Source organism: Phytobacter massiliensis JC163, from assembly GCF_000321045.1.
In the GTDB taxonomy this organism is placed as follows: Bacteria; Pseudomonadota; Gammaproteobacteria; order Enterobacterales; family Enterobacteriaceae; genus Phytobacter_A; species Phytobacter_A massiliensis.
Map to the genome: position 1 here is coordinate 252,281 of NZ_HE578946.1, position 15,812 is coordinate 268,092.

Genomic DNA, 15,812 nt, shown 5'->3' on the forward strand with positions numbered 1-15,812 from the left:
ACCATGAAGAGCTGTGGGTGCGCGGCAATGAGCGCGCAAAAGCGGATGTGCAGGCGGCCATTGGGCTGGTACGCCATACGCTGGCGCTGTTTGGCGGCATCGTGCCCCGCAAGGCGAGCGCCCGCCTGCGCGACCTGCTGACGCAGGTAGAGGCCACCCTGACTACCGAGGTTTCCGCCGCGACGGCGGCATGGAGCACCGAGGCGGCGACGGCGAAGCTGCTGCTGACCGAGTGGCTGGTGACGCAGGGCTGGCGTACCTTCCTGGATGACAAAGCGCAGGCGAAATTCGCTGACTCCTTTAAGCGCTTCGCCGATGTGCAACTTTCCCGCAGCGCCGCCGAACTGAAAAGCGCCTTTGCCCACCCGCTGGGTGATAGCTACCGGGATCAGCTGCCGCGCCTGGCGCGCGAGACCGACCATATTCTGCTGCTCGCCGGGTTCTATGACGCTCCGCAGGCTAACGCCTGGCTGGAGAACTGGCAGGGGCTGCGCCACGCGATTGAAACCCGCCAGCGCATTGAAATCGAACATTTCCGTAATGAGGCCATCTGTCAGCCGCCGTTCTGGCTGCACAGCGGCAAACGCTAACCGGTAAGGACTCCCAGAATGATGCCGCACTCTCCGCAGCTTTCGCAGCACTGGCAAACGGTACGCTCCCGCCTGCCTGAGGCGTTAAGCGAACTCCCTCTCGACGAACAGGCTAAGTTAGTACTCACTTTCAGCGACTTTGCCCATGACAGCCTGGCGGCGCACCCGGAATGGCTGGTGGCGCTCCAGGCTGAACCGCCGCAGGCGGAGGAGTGGCGCGGCTACGAGCAGGCGCTACAGCAGGCGCTGGAGAGCGTTGCGGATGAGGCATCCTTAATGCGGGCGCTGCGCCTGTTCCGGCGGCGCACGATGGTCCGCATCGCCTGGGCGCAGACGCTGCAACTGGTAAGCGAAGAGGCGATTTTACAACAGCTTAGCGTGCTGGCGGAGACGCTGATCGTCGCCGCCCGCGACTGGCTGTACGCCGCCTGCTGTCGGGAGTGGGGCACGCCCTCAAATCAGCAGGGTGAAGCGCAGCCGCTGCTGATTCTGGGCATGGGCAAGCTGGGCGGCGGCGAGCTGAACTTCTCGTCGGATATCGATCTGATTTTCGCCTGGCCGGAAAATGGCGTCACGCGCGGCGGGCGGCGCGAACTGGATAACGCGCAGTTTTTTACCCGCCTCGGGCAGCGGCTGATTAAAGTGCTCGACCAGCCCACCCAGGATGGGTTTGTCTACCGGGTAGATATGCGTCTGCGTCCCTTCGGCGACAGCGGCCCGCTGGTGTTGAGTTTCGCCGCGCTGGAGGATTACTACCAGGAGCAGGGGCGCGACTGGGAACGCTATGCGATGGTGAAAGCCCGCATCATGGGCGACAAAGACGATGTCTACGCCAGCGAACTGCGGGCGATGCTGCGGCCTTTTGTCTTCCGCCGCTATATTGATTTCAGCGTGATTCAGTCGCTGCGTAATATGAAAGGGATGATTGCCCGCGAGGTGCGCCGCCGTGGTCTGAAAGACAACATCAAGCTGGGGGCGGGCGGCATCCGCGAGATTGAGTTTATCGTCCAGGTGTTCCAGCTCATTCGTGGCGGGCGTGAGCCATCGCTGCAGTGCCGTTCGCTGCTGCCGACACTTGAAGCCATCGACAAACTCGGCCTGTTGCCCGCGGGGGATGCGCCCACGCTGCGTGAGGCTTACCTCTACCTGCGGCGGCTGGAAAACCTGCTGCAAAGTATCAACGATGAGCAGACGCAGACCCTGCCCGCCGATGAGCTAAACCGCGCGCGGCTGGCCTGGGGAATGAACGCGCCTGACTGGGCGGCCCTGACGGCGACGCTGGATAAACAGATGGCCGCCGTGCGGGCTATCTTCAACGCGCTGATTGGCGACGATGAGGCGGAAAGCCAGGAGGATGCCCTCTCCGAACAGTGGGGCGAACTGTGGCAGGATGCGTTGCAGGAAGAGGACAGCACGCCGGGGCTGGCGCATCTGTCTGATGACGATCGCCGCCGGGTCGTAGCGCTGATCGCCGATTTTCGCAAAGAGCTGGATAAACGCACCATTGGCCCGCGCGGGCGTCAGGTGCTGGATCATCTGATGCCGCACCTGCTGAGCGATGTCTGCTCCCGCGACGATGCGCCGGTGCCGCTGTCGCGCCTGACGCCGCTGCTGTCCGGCATAGTCACCCGCACCACCTACCTTGAGCTGCTTAGTGAATTTCCCGGCGCGCGCAAGCACCTGATTTCGCTCTGCGCCGCCTCGCCGATGGTCGCCAGCCAGCTTGCGCGCTATCCGCTACTGCTGGATGAACTGCTCGATCCCAATACCCTCTACCAGCCGACGGCGATGAATGCCTATCGTGATGAGCTGCGTCAGTATCTGCTGCGTGTGCCGGATGATGACGAAGAGCAGCAGCTGGAGGCGCTGCGGCAGTTTAAGCAGGCGCAGCTGCTGCGCGTGGCGGCAGCCGATCTGGCCGGAACGCTGCCGGTGATGAAAGTGAGCGATCACTTAACCTGGCTGGCGGAGGCCATCATCGATGCGGTGGTGCATCAGGCCTGGAACCTGATGGTGGCCCGTTACGGTCAACCAACGCACCTGCACGACCGGGAAGGGCGCGGTTTCGCGGTGGTGGGTTACGGTAAGCTTGGCGGCTGGGAGCTGGGCTACAGTTCCGATCTGGATCTGGTGTTTCTTCATGACTGCCCGGCCGATGTGGTCACCGACGGCGAGCGTGAAATCGACGGGCGTCAGTTCTACCTGCGCCTTGCCCAGCGGGTGATGCACCTGTTCAGCACCCGCACCTCTTCCGGCATTCTGTACGAAGTGGACGCCCGGCTACGCCCCTCCGGCGCGGCAGGCATGCTGGTGACCACCGCTGACGCCTTTGCCGACTATCAGCGTGACGAAGCCTGGACATGGGAGCATCAGGCGCTGGTGCGCGCCCGCGTAGTCTACGGCGACCCGCAGCTTACCGGGCAGTTTGACGCTATCCGCCGCGCTATTCTCACCACGGCGCGTAACGGCGAAACCCTGCAAACCGAAGTGCGCGAAATGCGCGAGAAGATGCGCGCCCACCTCAGCAATAAGCATAAAGATCGCTTTGATATTAAAGCGGATGAAGGCGGGATCACCGATATTGAGTTTATTACTCAGTACCTTGTGCTGCGCTATGCGCACGCCAGACCAAAGCTGACCCGCTGGTCTGATAACGTTCGTATTCTGGAAGGGCTGGCGCAAAACGGCATTATGGATGAGCAGGAGGCGCAGGCGCTCACTACCGCCTACACCACGCTGCGTGATGAGCTTCACCACCTGGCGCTGCAGGAGCTGCCGGGCCACGTCGCGCAAAGCCGTTTTGTTGCCGAGCGCGACATGGTGCGCGCCTGCTGGAACAGGTGGTTAGTGGAGCCGTGCGGCGACGCGTAAGTATGGTATTATCGCGCGCAAATTTTGTATCTCTCAGGAGACTGGAATGAAAGTAACGCTGCCAGAGTTTAATCAAGCGGGTGTGCTGGTCGTGGGCGATGTGATGCTGGATCGCTACTGGTACGGCCCGACCAGCCGCATCTCGCCGGAAGCGCCAGTGCCGGTGGTGAAAGTCGACACCATCGAAGAGCGTCCCGGCGGCGCGGCCAACGTGGCGATGAACATCGCTTCGCTGGGCGCTAACGCGCGTCTGGTCGGGCTGACGGGTATTGATGACGCCGCCCGCGCGCTGAGCAAAACGCTGGCGGATGTTAACGTCAAATGCGACTTCGTTTCTGTTCCTACCCACCCGACCATTACCAAGCTGCGCGTGCTGTCGCGCAACCAGCAGCTGATCCGTCTGGACTTTGAGGAAGGGTTCGACGGCGTCGATCCTGAGCCGCTGCACGAGCGTATCAACCAGGCGCTCGGCAGCATCGGCGCGCTGGTGCTCTCTGACTATGCTAAAGGGGCGCTGGTCAGCGTGCAGAAGATGATAGCGCTGGCCCGCAACGCGGGCGTACCGGTGCTGATCGACCCGAAAGGCACCGACTTTGAACGCTACCGTGGGGCGACCCTGCTGACGCCTAACCTCTCTGAATTTGAAGCGGTGGCGGGAAAATGCAAAGACGAAGAGGAGATCGTGGCGCGCGGCATGCAGCTGATTGCTGATTTCGATCTCTGTGCGCTGCTGGTTACCCGCTCCGAGCAGGGGATGACGCTGTTGCAGCCGGGCAAAGCGCCGCTGCATATGCCTACCCAGGCGCAGGAAGTGTATGACGTGACCGGTGCTGGCGATACGGTCATTGGCGTGCTGGCGGCGACGCTGGCGGCGGGAAATACCCTTGAAGAGGCCTGCTACTTTGCCAACGCCGCAGCGGGCGTGGTGGTCGGCAAGCTGGGGACCTCTACCGTTTCGCCCATCGAACTGGAGAACGCGGTGCGCGGGCGTGCGGAGACGGGCTTCGGCGTGATGACCGAAGAGGATCTGCGCGAGGCGGTGGCGGCGGCGCGTAAGCGCGGTGAAAAAGTGGTGATGACCAACGGCGTGTTCGACATTCTGCACGCGGGGCATGTCTCCTATCTGGCTAACGCCCGTAAGCTTGGCGATCGGTTGATCGTGGCGGTAAACAGCGACGCGTCCACCCGTCGCCTGAAGGGGGAGACACGGCCAGTTAACCCGCTTGAGCAGCGTATGATCGTACTGAGCGCGCTGGAGGCGGTAGACTGGGTGGTGTCGTTTGAAGAAGATACCCCGCAGCGCCTTATCGCTTCCATCCTGCCGGATCTGCTGGTGAAGGGCGGCGATTATAAACCTGAACAGATAGCGGGCAGCGAAGAGGTGTGGGCGAACGGCGGTGAAGTGCTGGTGCTCAACTTTGAAGACGGCTGCTCCACCACCAATATCATTAAAAAGATCCAGAAAGATAACCGGTAACCGCTTCGCCGGATAACGGTATGTCCGTTATCCGGCTGGCGTTACGCTCAGGCCTGTTCTGGTTCCGCTTCCGGTTGGGCGGTAATGACCGCAGGCGCGGTCTTACTTTCTACGCCTTTCAGCGGTTCAACCAGATCCGACAGCGATCCCCCCGTAAGGCCAATTTCTTTCAGTAACGAGTCGATCAGCGGCGCCTGGGTGCGGTAAGAGAGCGCGGCAGAGAGCGCCTGTTCCGCCAGGTTGCCGCCGCCTGCGCCGGTAGCGAGAGCTTCACCGCTCGCGCCGCCACGGTTCAGACCATCAACCTGAATAATTTTGATGCCGTCGATGGCTTTCATCGGCTCGACGGATTTCTCAATCACTGCTGGCAGCGCCTGCAGCAGCGCCATTCTGAATTTCAGGCTGGTCTGTTCATTAGAGAGCATGTTGACCGCATCGTTAAAGGCGCGCTGCGCTTCGGCCTCCGCCAGCCCTTTCTTGCGGGTTGCTTCCGCCAGTTCGACAATGGCCGCCGCCTGCATCTCCGCCGCCTCTTTTTCCGCTTTCGCCCGGACCGTCAGCTCTACGGCTTTGGTTTCCGCATCCTGCGAGGCGGCAATCAGCGCCACCTGCTTGGCGCGATCCGCTTCTGCGGTGCGGCGCGTGGTTTCCACATTTTGCTGGGCGCGAACCGCGTCGGCCAGCGCGTCGCTGGCTTTGGCCTCGGCCTGAGACTGCTGCTCAGATTTGGCGGCGATGGCGATTGATTTGGTCTGGTTAGCGATTTCGGTAACCTGCTGCTGCTCGATCTCTTTGATCCGCACTTCACGCTCGGCTTCGACTTTACGCGTGCGTACCGCCTGCTCGCGCTCGATTTCGCTCTCCTGAATCTGCCGCTCGGCGAGAATGCGCGTCTGCTCCGCCTCACGGTGGCGTTCGGCTTCAAAAGCGGCGATTTTCGCGTTCTGCTCGGCGGTGCGGGTTTTCACCTGCTGCTCCTGCTCAAGCGTCATAAAGGCTTCCTGCTGCTCAATTTCCAGCTTGCGGGACAGGGCGTCGCGGTTTTTCTCGCGCACGGCAACTTCAACGTCCTGCTCCACTTCGTTACGCTCGCGGCGGCGACGTTCCGTCTCCTGGGTCAGCTTGGTGAGACCTTCGGCGTCAAAGGCGTTATTGGGGTTGAAGTGCTCTTTAGAGGTCTGGTTGAAGTTGGTTAACGAGACGCTCTCCAGCTCCAGGCCGTTTTTCGAGAGATCTTCCGCCACGGTGTTCTGCACCCCCTGAACGAAGTTTTCACGGGTGTCCTGCAGTTCATGCATGGTCATCTGCGCGGCGGTCGCGCGCAGGGCGTCAACGAATTTGTCTTCCACCAGGATGCGCAAATCTTCCGGCGACAGCGTGCGCTGGCCGAGCGTCTGGGCGGCGGTGGCAATGCCTTCAACGGAGGGCTTAACCCGCACGAAGAAAGCGACCACCACGTCCACGCGCATACGATCTTTGGTGATCAGGCTATCGATGGTGGCGCGGCTAACCTCCAGCTTGAGGGTATTCATATTGATGGGAATAATTTCATGGAAAATAGGCATGACGATGGCGCCGCCGCTCATCACCACTTTTTGCCCGCCCAGCCCGGTACGCACGAAAGCCTGTTCGGCAGACGCTCTTTGGTATAGCCGGGCAAATATAACCCCAATAATTAATATGACGAAAACGGTGATGATGGAGTAAATCATCCATGATGGTAATGCGTTAAACATATCTTCCATAATATCTCCAGGAGTTTTTACAGCACGGTTGGCCAGGGATTGATCTCTGCCAGATAACGGGTGGCAGACAAACGGCAAATAATCAGCACCTTGTCTCCCCGCTTCAATTGTTTGCCCTCTTCCGGCTCCACTAATAAATAGTGCGCCTGGCCGAACTTATCGGTCAGCCTGGCCTCGCAGGGCCTTTGCGCCGAAGCGCCGGGGCCGGTAATCAACGCCATGCAGCCGATATACTCATCTTCGGTGATGGCGCTGGTTTCGTCTCTGGGTAGCCACGGGGCGAGCAGGCGGCCCGTGTAGTGGGTACAGAAGCCGGACAGCAACAGGCAGAGCGGCGTTAACAGCCAGTTAGAGAGCGGCGCCTGCAGGTATTGCACGCACAGGTGCTGAAAGAAAAGGCCGAACAGGCCGACAAATCCGGCAATTAAACAGAGCACAACCAGCGCCGGAATTTTGCCGATATTGAGATAGTGAAAAAATTGCCCGACATGCCCGGAAGAGAAAAAGTCGCCGTGGTCAATATGCGCGTCGATAGCGCCGGAAAGGAAATTTCCACAGATGAGAGAAATAACTTCCGCCAGACCTATAAATAAAACTAATGAAATAGCAAACAGGTATGGCGAATTGTAATCCGAAAATAGATCCATAACTCCTCCCTGAATTATGTGGATATACCCATGATAATATCACCAGTATCTGGAAAGAGAACAGCGGATCTTCTGGATTACGAGCGAGCGCGCAAAAAGAGAGGCCCGGCAGCGGGGGGCTACCGGGGGGGAGAACCTTACTGCTGGCCGTCGACCGGCGGGATCGCAGGCGCGGGCTTGATCTCCTCAGGCGCGTTGCGGTTTTCCAGATCGTTCAGGCGCTGCTCCAGCAGGGCCAGTTTTTCACGGGTGCGCAACAGCACCTGGGTTTGCACATCAAACTCTTCGCGGCTGACCAAATCGAGACGGGTGAGCTGCGCCTGCAGGGTCTGACGAATCTTCTTCTCGACGTCTTCCCCGAAATCGCGAATCCCTTTCGGCATAGATTCATGGACCTGACGCGCAATTTGTTCAATTTTTTTCGGGTCAATCATTGGTGTGTTCCCTGTTCGGCTGGATTCTGACAATTATTGTAGTGTGATATCGGGAGGTGATAAACCAGAATTGTTTGAAGGTTATACATTGCCGAAGATAATCAATGGCGTTATAGTTAACGCGCTTATTCTCAGGGCGGGGCGAAATTCCCCACCGGCGGTAAATCAGCGTACGCTGAAAGCCCGCGAGCGCTTCCGGTGCAAACTGGAAGGTCAGCAGATCCGGTGTAATTCCGGGGCCGACGGTTAGAGTCCGGATGGGAGAGAGTAACGAATCTGTCGGGCCTGGGGTCCGCTCGCGTTATTTTTTATGCTCCTAAGACTGCCCTGATTCTGGTAACCATAATTTTAATGAGGTCTTTTACCATGAATCAGACGCTGCTTTCTTCTTTTGGCACGCCTTTCGAACGTGTGGAACACGCTGCAGCCGCGCTGCGCGAGGGCCGCGGAGTGATGGTTCTCGACGATGAAGATCGTGAGAACGAAGGCGACATGATCTTTGCCGCTGAAACCATGACCGTTGAACAGATGGCGCTGACCATCCGCCACGGTAGCGGCATTGTCTGCCTCTGCCTGACCGAAGAACGTCGTAAACAACTCGATCTTCCTATGATGGTGGAAAACAACACCAGCGCCTACGGCACCGGCTTTACCGTGACTATTGAAGCGGCAAACGGCGTCACCACCGGTGTTTCCGCCGCTGACCGCGTCACCACGATCCGCGCAGCCATTGCTGACGGCGCTAAACCTTCCGATCTGAACCGTCCCGGTCACGTTTTCCCGCTGCGCGCGCAGCCGGGCGGCGTCTTGACCCGCGGCGGCCATACCGAGGCCACTATCGATCTGGTGACCCTGGCGGGCTTCAAACCGGCAGGCGTACTGTGCGAACTGACCAATGAAGATGGCTCTATGGCCCGCGCGCCGGAGTGCATCGCCTTTGCCCGCGAACACAATATGGCGGTGGTGACTATCGAAGATCTGGTGGCGTATCGCCGCGAACATGAGCGCAAAGCCAGCTAAGCGCCGCTTGTCTAAACGATCCGAAGCCTGAGGCTTCGGATTTTTTTGCCCTTTTTATTTCCCTTCCTTACGCAGCATTCCCTGTTTTGTTGATCTCACGACTGGCTACCTGCGGCGGCTACTTATAAAGTGGTAGGCGAAAATATGCCGCAGGATGGCGACGTTGCTGGAGGGGTTATGGTAGTTTCCTGGTTCTGTTTTCTGGTCGTGTTGGCGTTGATGGCGGGATATATTGTGCGGCTGCGGCGTTACTGCCGTGCTTACCGTCAGGAGCGGGATGCCATACAGGAAGGGTATCACCGGGCGCTGCTGCAGCTGGAAATGCTACAGCCGCAGGATGAGAGTACCGGCACTGCCGCTGAACGGGCAGCGCCGGGATCAACGTTAGCCGAAGCCCATTGATTGCAGGGCGACCAGGCTTAGCCCCATCACAGACATGCCGCACAGCACGCCGTAGCTTGGGTTGTTGTTGGGGTCTATCTCTTTTGCCAGCGGCATCAGTTCATCCACGGAGAGCGCGACCATAATGCCTGCCACGGCGGCCATCACTGCCGCCATCACTACCGGCGATACCAGGCTTCCCAGGATCAGCCACGCCAGCACCCCGCCAAGAATTTCGGCCAGCCCTGATATGCCCGCCCAGAAGATTGCTTTACGTTTTGACCCCGTCGCCGCATACACCGGCCCGGCAACGGCCAGCCCTTCCGGGATATTGTGTAAGGCTACCGCCAGCGCAATGCCAAAGCCCAGCTCTAAGTCGTTGCTGGCGGTAACAAAGGTGGCGATCCCCTCAGGAAAGTTGTGCAGGCTGATGCCCAGCGTGAGCAGAATGGCGGTGCGATGGATACTGCGCGGAAGGGGCTTTGCCTCCGCCTGCATTAAATCCTGCGGATGAGCGTGGGGCAGCATACGGTCGAGGGCGAAGTAGCCCAGCAGCCCGACGATAAACATGCCGTAGCCCAGCATGGGGGACATTCCCTCCGTGCCCAGCGCGGCAGGTAACATTTCCATTAGCGAGATAAGCAGCATGATCCCGGCAGCGAAACCGAGCGAAAACGCCAGTACGCGGTTAGACGGCTTTTGACCTAAAACCCCCAGGATGGCGCCGATAAAGGTCGCGGCACCTGCCAGAAGCGTCAGAATCAATGGTGCTGACATGTCTCACTCCTTATGATAATGATTCTCATTAATGTTAATGATTAATGCACGCTAAAGCGAGGCCGCGACGTCATTTTTACGTAATCCTTACATTCAAAAATACTGAAAGTCTTCTTCACGCTTATCTGAGTTCATCCCGCCCGCAAAGGGGGTAAGGTGTCAGCATCAAATTGACACGCTCAGTAAGGATATCATCATGTCTGCATCACGTATGCCAGCACTCTTTTTGGGCCACGGCAGCCCGATGAACGTGCTGGAAGATAACATCTATACTCGTGCCTGGCATCAGCTCGGGGAGACGCTGCCGCGCCCGAAAGCGATAGTGGTGGTATCCGCCCACTGGTTTACCCGCGGCACTGGCGTGACCGCCATGGACGCGCCGAAGACCATTCATGATTTCGGTGGTTTTCCGCAGGCGCTGTATGACACCCATTACCCGGCACCGGGCTCGCCAGCGCTGGCGCAGCGCCTTGTGGAGCTGCTTTCACCGGTGCCGGTCGCCCTCGACAAAGAAGCATGGGGTTTTGACCACGGCTCCTGGGGCGTGCTGATCAAGATGTACCCGCAGGCGGATATTCCGATGGTGCAGTTGAGTATCGACTCTACCAAACCGGCGGCATGGCATCTGGAGATGGGCCGCAGGCTGGCGTCACTGCGTGATGAAGGGGTGATGCTGGTGGCGAGCGGCAACGTGGTGCACAACCTGCGCACGGCGCGCTGGAATGGCGAGAGTACGCCTTACCCGTGGGCCGTCTCTTTTAATGAGTTTGTAAAAAGCAATCTGACGTGGCAGGGGCCTTCGGAAGAACACCCGCTAGTGAACTATATGGCGCATGAGGGGGGATCGCTTTCCAACCCGACGCCGGACCACTTCCTGCCGCTGTTGTACGTGCTGGGCGCGTGGGACGGCGAGGAGAAGATCTCCGTTCCCGTTGAAGGTATTGAGATGGGCAGTATCAGTATGTTGTCGGTACAGGTAGGAGAGTAAAAGGCAGCGCTCCCGGGATTCCCCGGATGCGGCGTTGCCTTATCCGGGCTACGTTTCTGTCCAGGTCGATGATGCGTAGCCCGGGTAAGCGTCAGCGCACCCGGGATTTTCCCGGATGCGGCGTTGCCTTATCCGGGCTACAGGTCGTGGAAACGTGGCACGTTATTCAACAAAAATATGCGGATAGAACCGTGACAGATCCTGGGTGATCAGCGCCCGATCTTCGCGAATACCGATACCCGCAGGCTGGTCGTTAATCAGCCAGCTACCGATAAGCACATAGCTGTCGCCAAACTTCGGCAACTGACAGAACTGCTGGACGATCATCCCTTCCTCGCCGTACGGTCCCTCTACCTGCTCTATGGTTTTGCCATTCTCGATAATCGAGACGTTCGCCCCTTCACGGGAAAAGATGGGTTTCACCACATACTTTTCCATCTCCGGGTGCGGCTCATCGGCAAAATAAGCAGGCAGCAGGTTAGGGTGGTCAGGGAACATTTCCCACAGCATCGGCAGCAGCGCCTTATTAGAGATAATGCTTTTCCAGGCCGGCTCCAGCCAGCGCACGCCCGCATCTTCCAGCTTGGTCGAGAAGACCTCGCGCAGCATGTATTCCCACGGATAGAGCTTGAACAGGTTGCTTATTACCTGATCCTGCAAATCGGTGAACTGGCCTTTTTCACCCAGGCCAATATCTTCGATATAGAGAAACTCGCTCGCCACCTCGGCTTCGGCGGCGCAGTCTTGCAGATACTGCACGGTGCCACGGTCTTCAACGGTATCGCGGCAGCAGGTGAAGTGCAGCAGGTTAAAGCCATGCTGTTCACGCAGCTGGGCGAAGCGCTCGATAAGCTTCTCTTGCAGGCTGTTGAACTGATCGCTCCCTTCCGGCAGCTTGCCGGCGTTGATCTGGTCTTCCAGCCAGATCCACTGGAAGAATGCCGCCTCGTACAGCGATGTCGGCGTATCGGCGTTGTTTTCCAGCAGCTTAGGCTCGCCTACGCCATCCCACGCCAGATCGAGACGTGAATAGAGCGAAGGCTGATGCGTTTTCCACGACTGGCGGACGAAACCCCAGGTGTGTTTCGGAATGCGAAACTTGGCCATCAGCTCATCGCTGTCGATAACTTTATCAACCACTTTCAGGCACATCTGGTGCAGTTCGGCGGTGACGTCTTCCAGCTTTTCAACCTGCGCAAGCGTCAGCTGATAATAGGCATCCTCACACCAGTACGGCTCGCCGTACATGGTGTGAAAATTGAAGCCATACTCGGTGGCCTTCTCGCGCCAGTCCGGACGCTCGACAATGCTGATTCTCTCCATAGCGATCAACCGCCCATCGAACGGGTAGAGGTGCCGCCGGTGGCGCTACGCTGCATAGAGGTCTGTTTCGCCACAGACTCGCCAAAGCCGCCACGGGTGATGGTCGAGGTGGTTGCCGGTTTCGGCGCCATTGCCGTTTTCGATACCGTTGCGCTACGGCCCGACTGGGCTGCGCCATAGCTTTTGCCGCTCGCGTCGGTGTACTGACCATAGGCCGGGCTTGCCGGATTACGGGAGCTAAACAGCGGCTGCTGAGCGTAGCCCGCGCCGCCGCCCATCAGGCGTCCCATCATGTAACCGGCCATCAGCGGCATCCAGAAGCTGCCGCCAGACTGCTGCGCCTGGGCCTGGTTTTCCGGCGCCATACCCGCCTGAGCAGGAGCCTGCTGGCACTGGCCTTCGCCGAATTCCGCCACGCAATCTTCACGTGATGCATATTTCGGCGCGGTGCGCTCAGCTTCTTTCAGGGCGTTATCGTAGGTCGCCTTACATTCGGCGCTCTTGCCTGGGTTCGCCGCCGCGCAGTCGTCGGCGTTCTGATACATCTTCACCGTTTCATCGTTCTGCTCGCAGCCCGCCAGCATAAACACGGCGCTTACCGCCAGCGCGACGGGCGTCAGATGACGTGCGCTCCAGCTTTTGCGAAACATCGCGTGATTAATACTTTTTGTCCGTTTCATATATGTCTTCCTGGACCCATAGATAGTGATAGCTAAAAGGTGAGGATAGAGGATGAGCGGCTGAAAATGAAGCGCAGCAGAGGGCGGCGGCGGGGATCTTTACGTTGCCTTACGTAAAAACGGGGGCTATGTGCCCCCGTTGCGTATGTAGCGGTAAAAAAGCTTACTGCATCACGTTTGCCGAAGCAGGCTGTGCGGTCAGTCCGCTTGCCATACGTTCAACGCGGGCGTCCTGCTCCGGGTTCTCCGGGGCTACGCTTTCCGGCGTGGTAGGAATCGCTTTACCCAGCGAGTTGTTCAGCGCCACCAGATCCTGCTCGTTCAGCGTGCCGAGAGCGGATTTAATGTTCAGCTGGTTGATCAGGTAGTTATAGCGCGCGTTTGAGAGCTGCTGTTTAGCGTTATAGAGCGTCGTGGTCGCGTCCAGCACGTCAACGATCGTACGCGTACCCACGGAGTAGCCTGCTTCACTCGCATCCAATGAGCTCTGCGCGGAAACCACCGCCTGTTTGTAGGCGTTGATGCTGCTGATAGAGGCATTCACGTTGTTAAACGAGGAGCGTACGGTCTGCACCACGTTGCGGTGCGCGCTTTCAAGCTGCTCGCTCGCGCCGACGAAGTTGTACTGCGCCTGTTTTACCTGAGAGGTTACGGAACCGCCGCTATAGATAGGCAGGTTGAAGCTCAGGCCAACAGAGTTCTGACCGATGTTACGATCCTGATACGCCTGGCCGGCCGCACCGCTGGTAGCAGAACCGTTATATTTGGTGTTGGAGACGCTGGTGGACGCGGTTAAGTCCAGCGTCGGCAGATGGCCATCCTGCGCCTGGCGAATCTGTTCACGCGCCAGATCCTGAGAGAGGCGCGCCTGCAGCAGCGACAGGTTGCGGCTTTCAGCCTCTTTCAACAGGGCGTTCACCGGCTTCGGCTTGTCGGTGTTAAAGCGCTCTACGTTCAGCGACGCCAGTTCCGGGTAGTAATTGCCGGTTACCTGGCGCAGCGACTCGACGGCGTTGTCGAGATTGTTGCGCGCGGTCACTTCGTTCGCCAGAACAGTGTCATACTGTGAACGGGCGTTCTGCACGTCGGTGATCGCCACCAGGCCAACGTTGAAACGCTGGGTGGTTTGATCCAACTGGCGGTAAATAGCCTGTTTCTGCGCTTCGGTATAAGAGAGTGAATCTATCGCGCTAAGTACGTTAAAATAGGCGGTAGCGGTGTTCAGGATCAGCGTTTGCTGGTCGGCCTGATAGGTCACATCCTGAATACCAGCAGATTTTTCCTGTAGCGTCAGCGCACGCCATTTCGACATATCAAACAAGGATTGGGTAAGCTGCAATGAGGCGCTGGTCGCGTTAGAGTTAACGCCGTCATTGTCGCGATAGCCGTTGTTGTAGGTGTAATCCGCACCCAAACCCAGCTGAGGCAACAACGGGCTGCGCGCTTCGTTAATCTTCTCGAAAGCAGCATCACGATCGGCGGCGGAACGACGCAGATCCGGGTTGCTTAAACGCGCCTGCTGATAAACCTGTAACAGGTTTTCTGCCTGGCTCATGGCGCTGAAACCTGTCAGGCTCAGGCCGATAAGGATGGGGAGCAATTTCTTCATTTGCATTCCTTGTTGTGAAGCATGAATAGCGCTGGTCTAAATTGTAAAAATAATCGCCGATTCTAACAGAGAGTGCCACCGCAGAAGGTTGGCGTAACGTGCCATCCGGCGTAAATTTGCCCCAATCTAACATAAGGCAAAGAAAACGACATTAAACAGACTTGAAATCCACAAAATCAACATTATTACAAACAGGATACCCGCATGCGCAAGCCAGATACCTCAGCTGTGACTTTCACCAAAAACGATGTAGAAATTATTGCACGAGAAAAACTCTATAGCGGTTTTTTTTCGCTCGATCTCTATCGTTTTCGTCATCGCTTATTCAACGGCGAAATGAGCGGCGAAGTGAGGCGCGAAATTTTTGAACGCGGTCACGCCGCAGTCTTGCTACCCTTTGACCCAGTGCGCGATGAAGTGGTGCTGATTGAACAGATCCGCATCGCGGCGTTCGATACCAGCGAAAGCCCGTGGCTTCTGGAACTGGTGGCTGGCATGATCGAAGAGGGCGAAACGGTGGAAGATGTCGCCCGCCGCGAGGCAATAGAAGAGGCGGGGCTGACCGTTGGACGGGTGAAGAAATTTATGAGCTATCTGGCAAGCCCTGGCGGCACCAGCGAGCGCTTGTCCTTAATGGTGGGCGAAGTGGACGCCACGCAGGCCGAAGGTATTCACGGTCTGGTGGATGAAAACGAAGATATTCGTGTTCATGTGGTGAGCCGGGAACAGGCTTACCAGTGGGTTGAAGAGGGGAAAATTGACAACGCGGCGTCTGTCATTGCTCTGCAATGGCTGCAACTGCATTATGAGAGTTTACGAAAAGAGTGGAAAAAATGAAGCGTTACACACCTGACTTTCCTGAAATGATGCGCCTGTGCGAAACGAATTTCGCCCAGCTGCGCCGCCTGCTGCCGCGAAACGACGAGACGGGCGAAACGGTGAGTTATCAGGTGGCCAATGCGCAATACCGATTAACGATTGTTGAATCCACCCGCTACACTACGCTTGTGGAAATTGAGCAAACCGCGCCGGCGGTGAGCTACTGGAGCCTGCCGTCAATGACGGTGCGTCTGTACCATGACGCGATGGTGGCCGAAGTGTGTTCGAGTCAGCAGATCTTTCGCTTCAAAGCGCGGTATGATTATCCGAATAAAAAGTTGCATCAGCGCGACGAAAAGCATCAAATTAATCAGTTTCTGGCCGACTGGCTGCGATACTGTTTAGCACATGGAGCAATGGCGATTCCGGTTTGTTAGCGTAGTGGAACCTA

15 protein-coding genes and 1 riboswitch are annotated in these 15,812 nt (G+C 58.0%); of the genes, 8 read left to right on the forward strand and 7 right to left on the reverse strand.

Annotated features, from left to right (window positions below):
* The 3 genes from ENTHG_RS11625 to hldE all read left to right on the forward strand — a co-directional run.
* On the forward strand, window positions 1–590 hold a 590-nt coding region (locus ENTHG_RS11625), incomplete at its 5' end, for a CHAD domain-containing protein (protein ID WP_044179854.1).
* Window positions 591–608: 18 nt separating this feature from the next.
* Complete coding sequence (glnE, locus tag ENTHG_RS11630; protein WP_044179855.1) at window positions 609–3,461, forward strand: bifunctional [glutamate--ammonia ligase]-adenylyl-L-tyrosine phosphorylase/[glutamate--ammonia-ligase] adenylyltransferase; 2,853 nt, start codon at window positions 609–611, stop codon at window positions 3,459–3,461.
* Window positions 3,462–3,507: 46 nt separating this feature from the next.
* Window positions 3,508–4,938, forward strand: coding sequence for a bifunctional D-glycero-beta-D-manno-heptose-7-phosphate kinase/D-glycero-beta-D-manno-heptose 1-phosphate adenylyltransferase HldE (gene hldE / locus ENTHG_RS11635; RefSeq protein ID WP_044179856.1), 1,431 nt, complete (start codon window positions 3,508–3,510; stop codon window positions 4,936–4,938).
* A gap of 47 nt (window positions 4,939–4,985) precedes the next feature.
* Here the strand turns inward: hldE and ENTHG_RS11640 are convergent, their stop codons facing one another.
* The 3 genes from ENTHG_RS11640 to ubiK form a co-directional block, all read right to left on the reverse strand.
* Window positions 4,986–6,683, reverse strand: a complete 1,698-nt coding sequence (locus ENTHG_RS11640; protein ID WP_237567478.1) for a flotillin family protein — start codon at window positions 6,681–6,683, stop codon at window positions 4,986–4,988.
* Window positions 6,684–6,700: 17 nt separating this feature from the next.
* Window positions 6,701–7,330, reverse strand: a complete 630-nt coding sequence (locus ENTHG_RS11645; RefSeq protein WP_044179857.1) for an OB-fold-containig protein — start codon at window positions 7,328–7,330, stop codon at window positions 6,701–6,703.
* A gap of 137 nt (window positions 7,331–7,467) precedes the next feature.
* A complete protein-coding gene (gene ubiK, locus ENTHG_RS11650; protein WP_044179858.1) occupies window positions 7,468–7,764 on the reverse strand; it encodes a ubiquinone biosynthesis accessory factor UbiK in 297 nt (98 codons plus the stop codon).
* A gap of 123 nt (window positions 7,765–7,887) precedes the next feature.
* Window positions 7,888–8,037: riboswitch (FMN riboswitch) on the forward strand.
* Window positions 8,038–8,130: 93 nt separating this feature from the next.
* On the opposite strand from ubiK, the gene ribB reads away from it, so the two are divergent.
* On the forward strand, window positions 8,131–8,784 hold the full coding sequence (ribB, locus tag ENTHG_RS11655; RefSeq protein ID WP_044179859.1) for a 3,4-dihydroxy-2-butanone-4-phosphate synthase: 654 nt from the start codon (window positions 8,131–8,133) through the stop codon (window positions 8,782–8,784).
* A 177-nt stretch (window positions 8,785–8,961) separates the two neighbouring features.
* Window positions 8,962–9,186 (forward strand): hypothetical protein, encoded by a 225-nt coding sequence (locus ENTHG_RS11660; protein ID WP_044179860.1) that lies wholly within the window; start codon window positions 8,962–8,964, stop codon window positions 9,184–9,186.
* Here the strand turns inward: ENTHG_RS11660 and zupT are convergent.
* Window positions 9,169–9,942, reverse strand: a complete 774-nt coding sequence (gene zupT / locus ENTHG_RS11665) for a zinc transporter ZupT (RefSeq protein WP_044179861.1) — start codon at window positions 9,940–9,942, stop codon at window positions 9,169–9,171. The genes ENTHG_RS11660 and zupT overlap by 18 nt on opposite strands.
* A 196-nt stretch (window positions 9,943–10,138) precedes the next feature.
* Here zupT and ygiD point away from each other — a divergent pair, with 196 nt between their 5' ends.
* Window positions 10,139–10,930 carry a 4,5-DOPA-extradiol-dioxygenase gene (ygiD, locus tag ENTHG_RS11670; RefSeq protein ID WP_044179862.1) on the forward strand — a complete coding sequence of 264 codons (792 nt, stop codon included), beginning with the start codon at window positions 10,139–10,141 and terminating at the stop codon, window positions 10,928–10,930.
* A gap of 162 nt (window positions 10,931–11,092) precedes the next feature.
* Here ygiD and ENTHG_RS11675 read toward each other — a convergent pair whose 3' ends face one another.
* From ENTHG_RS11675 to tolC, 3 genes are all read right to left on the reverse strand, one after another.
* A complete protein-coding gene (locus tag ENTHG_RS11675) occupies window positions 11,093–12,253 on the reverse strand; it encodes a glutathionylspermidine synthase family protein (RefSeq protein ID WP_044179863.1) in 1,161 nt (386 codons plus the stop codon).
* A gap of 5 nt (window positions 12,254–12,258) precedes the next feature.
* Window positions 12,259–12,933, reverse strand: a complete 675-nt coding sequence (locus ENTHG_RS11680) for a DUF1190 family protein (protein ID WP_044179864.1) — start codon at window positions 12,931–12,933, stop codon at window positions 12,259–12,261.
* A gap of 163 nt (window positions 12,934–13,096) precedes the next feature.
* The gene (gene tolC / locus ENTHG_RS11685; RefSeq protein WP_044179865.1) at window positions 13,097–14,542 is read right to left on the reverse strand and encodes an outer membrane channel protein TolC; all 1,446 of its coding nucleotides are present in this window, start codon (window positions 14,540–14,542) and stop codon (window positions 13,097–13,099) included.
* Between the two features lie 204 nt (window positions 14,543–14,746).
* Here tolC and nudF point away from each other — a divergent pair, with 204 nt between their 5' ends.
* Window positions 14,747–15,379 (forward strand): ADP-ribose diphosphatase, encoded by a 633-nt coding sequence (gene nudF, locus ENTHG_RS11690; protein ID WP_044179866.1) that lies wholly within the window; start codon window positions 14,747–14,749, stop codon window positions 15,377–15,379.
* A complete protein-coding gene (locus tag ENTHG_RS11695) occupies window positions 15,376–15,798 on the forward strand; it encodes a DUF1249 family protein (protein ID WP_044179867.1) in 423 nt (140 codons plus the stop codon). The genes nudF and ENTHG_RS11695 overlap by 4 nt, the downstream gene beginning before the upstream one ends.
* The last annotated feature ends 14 nt before the right edge of the window (window positions 15,799–15,812 follow it).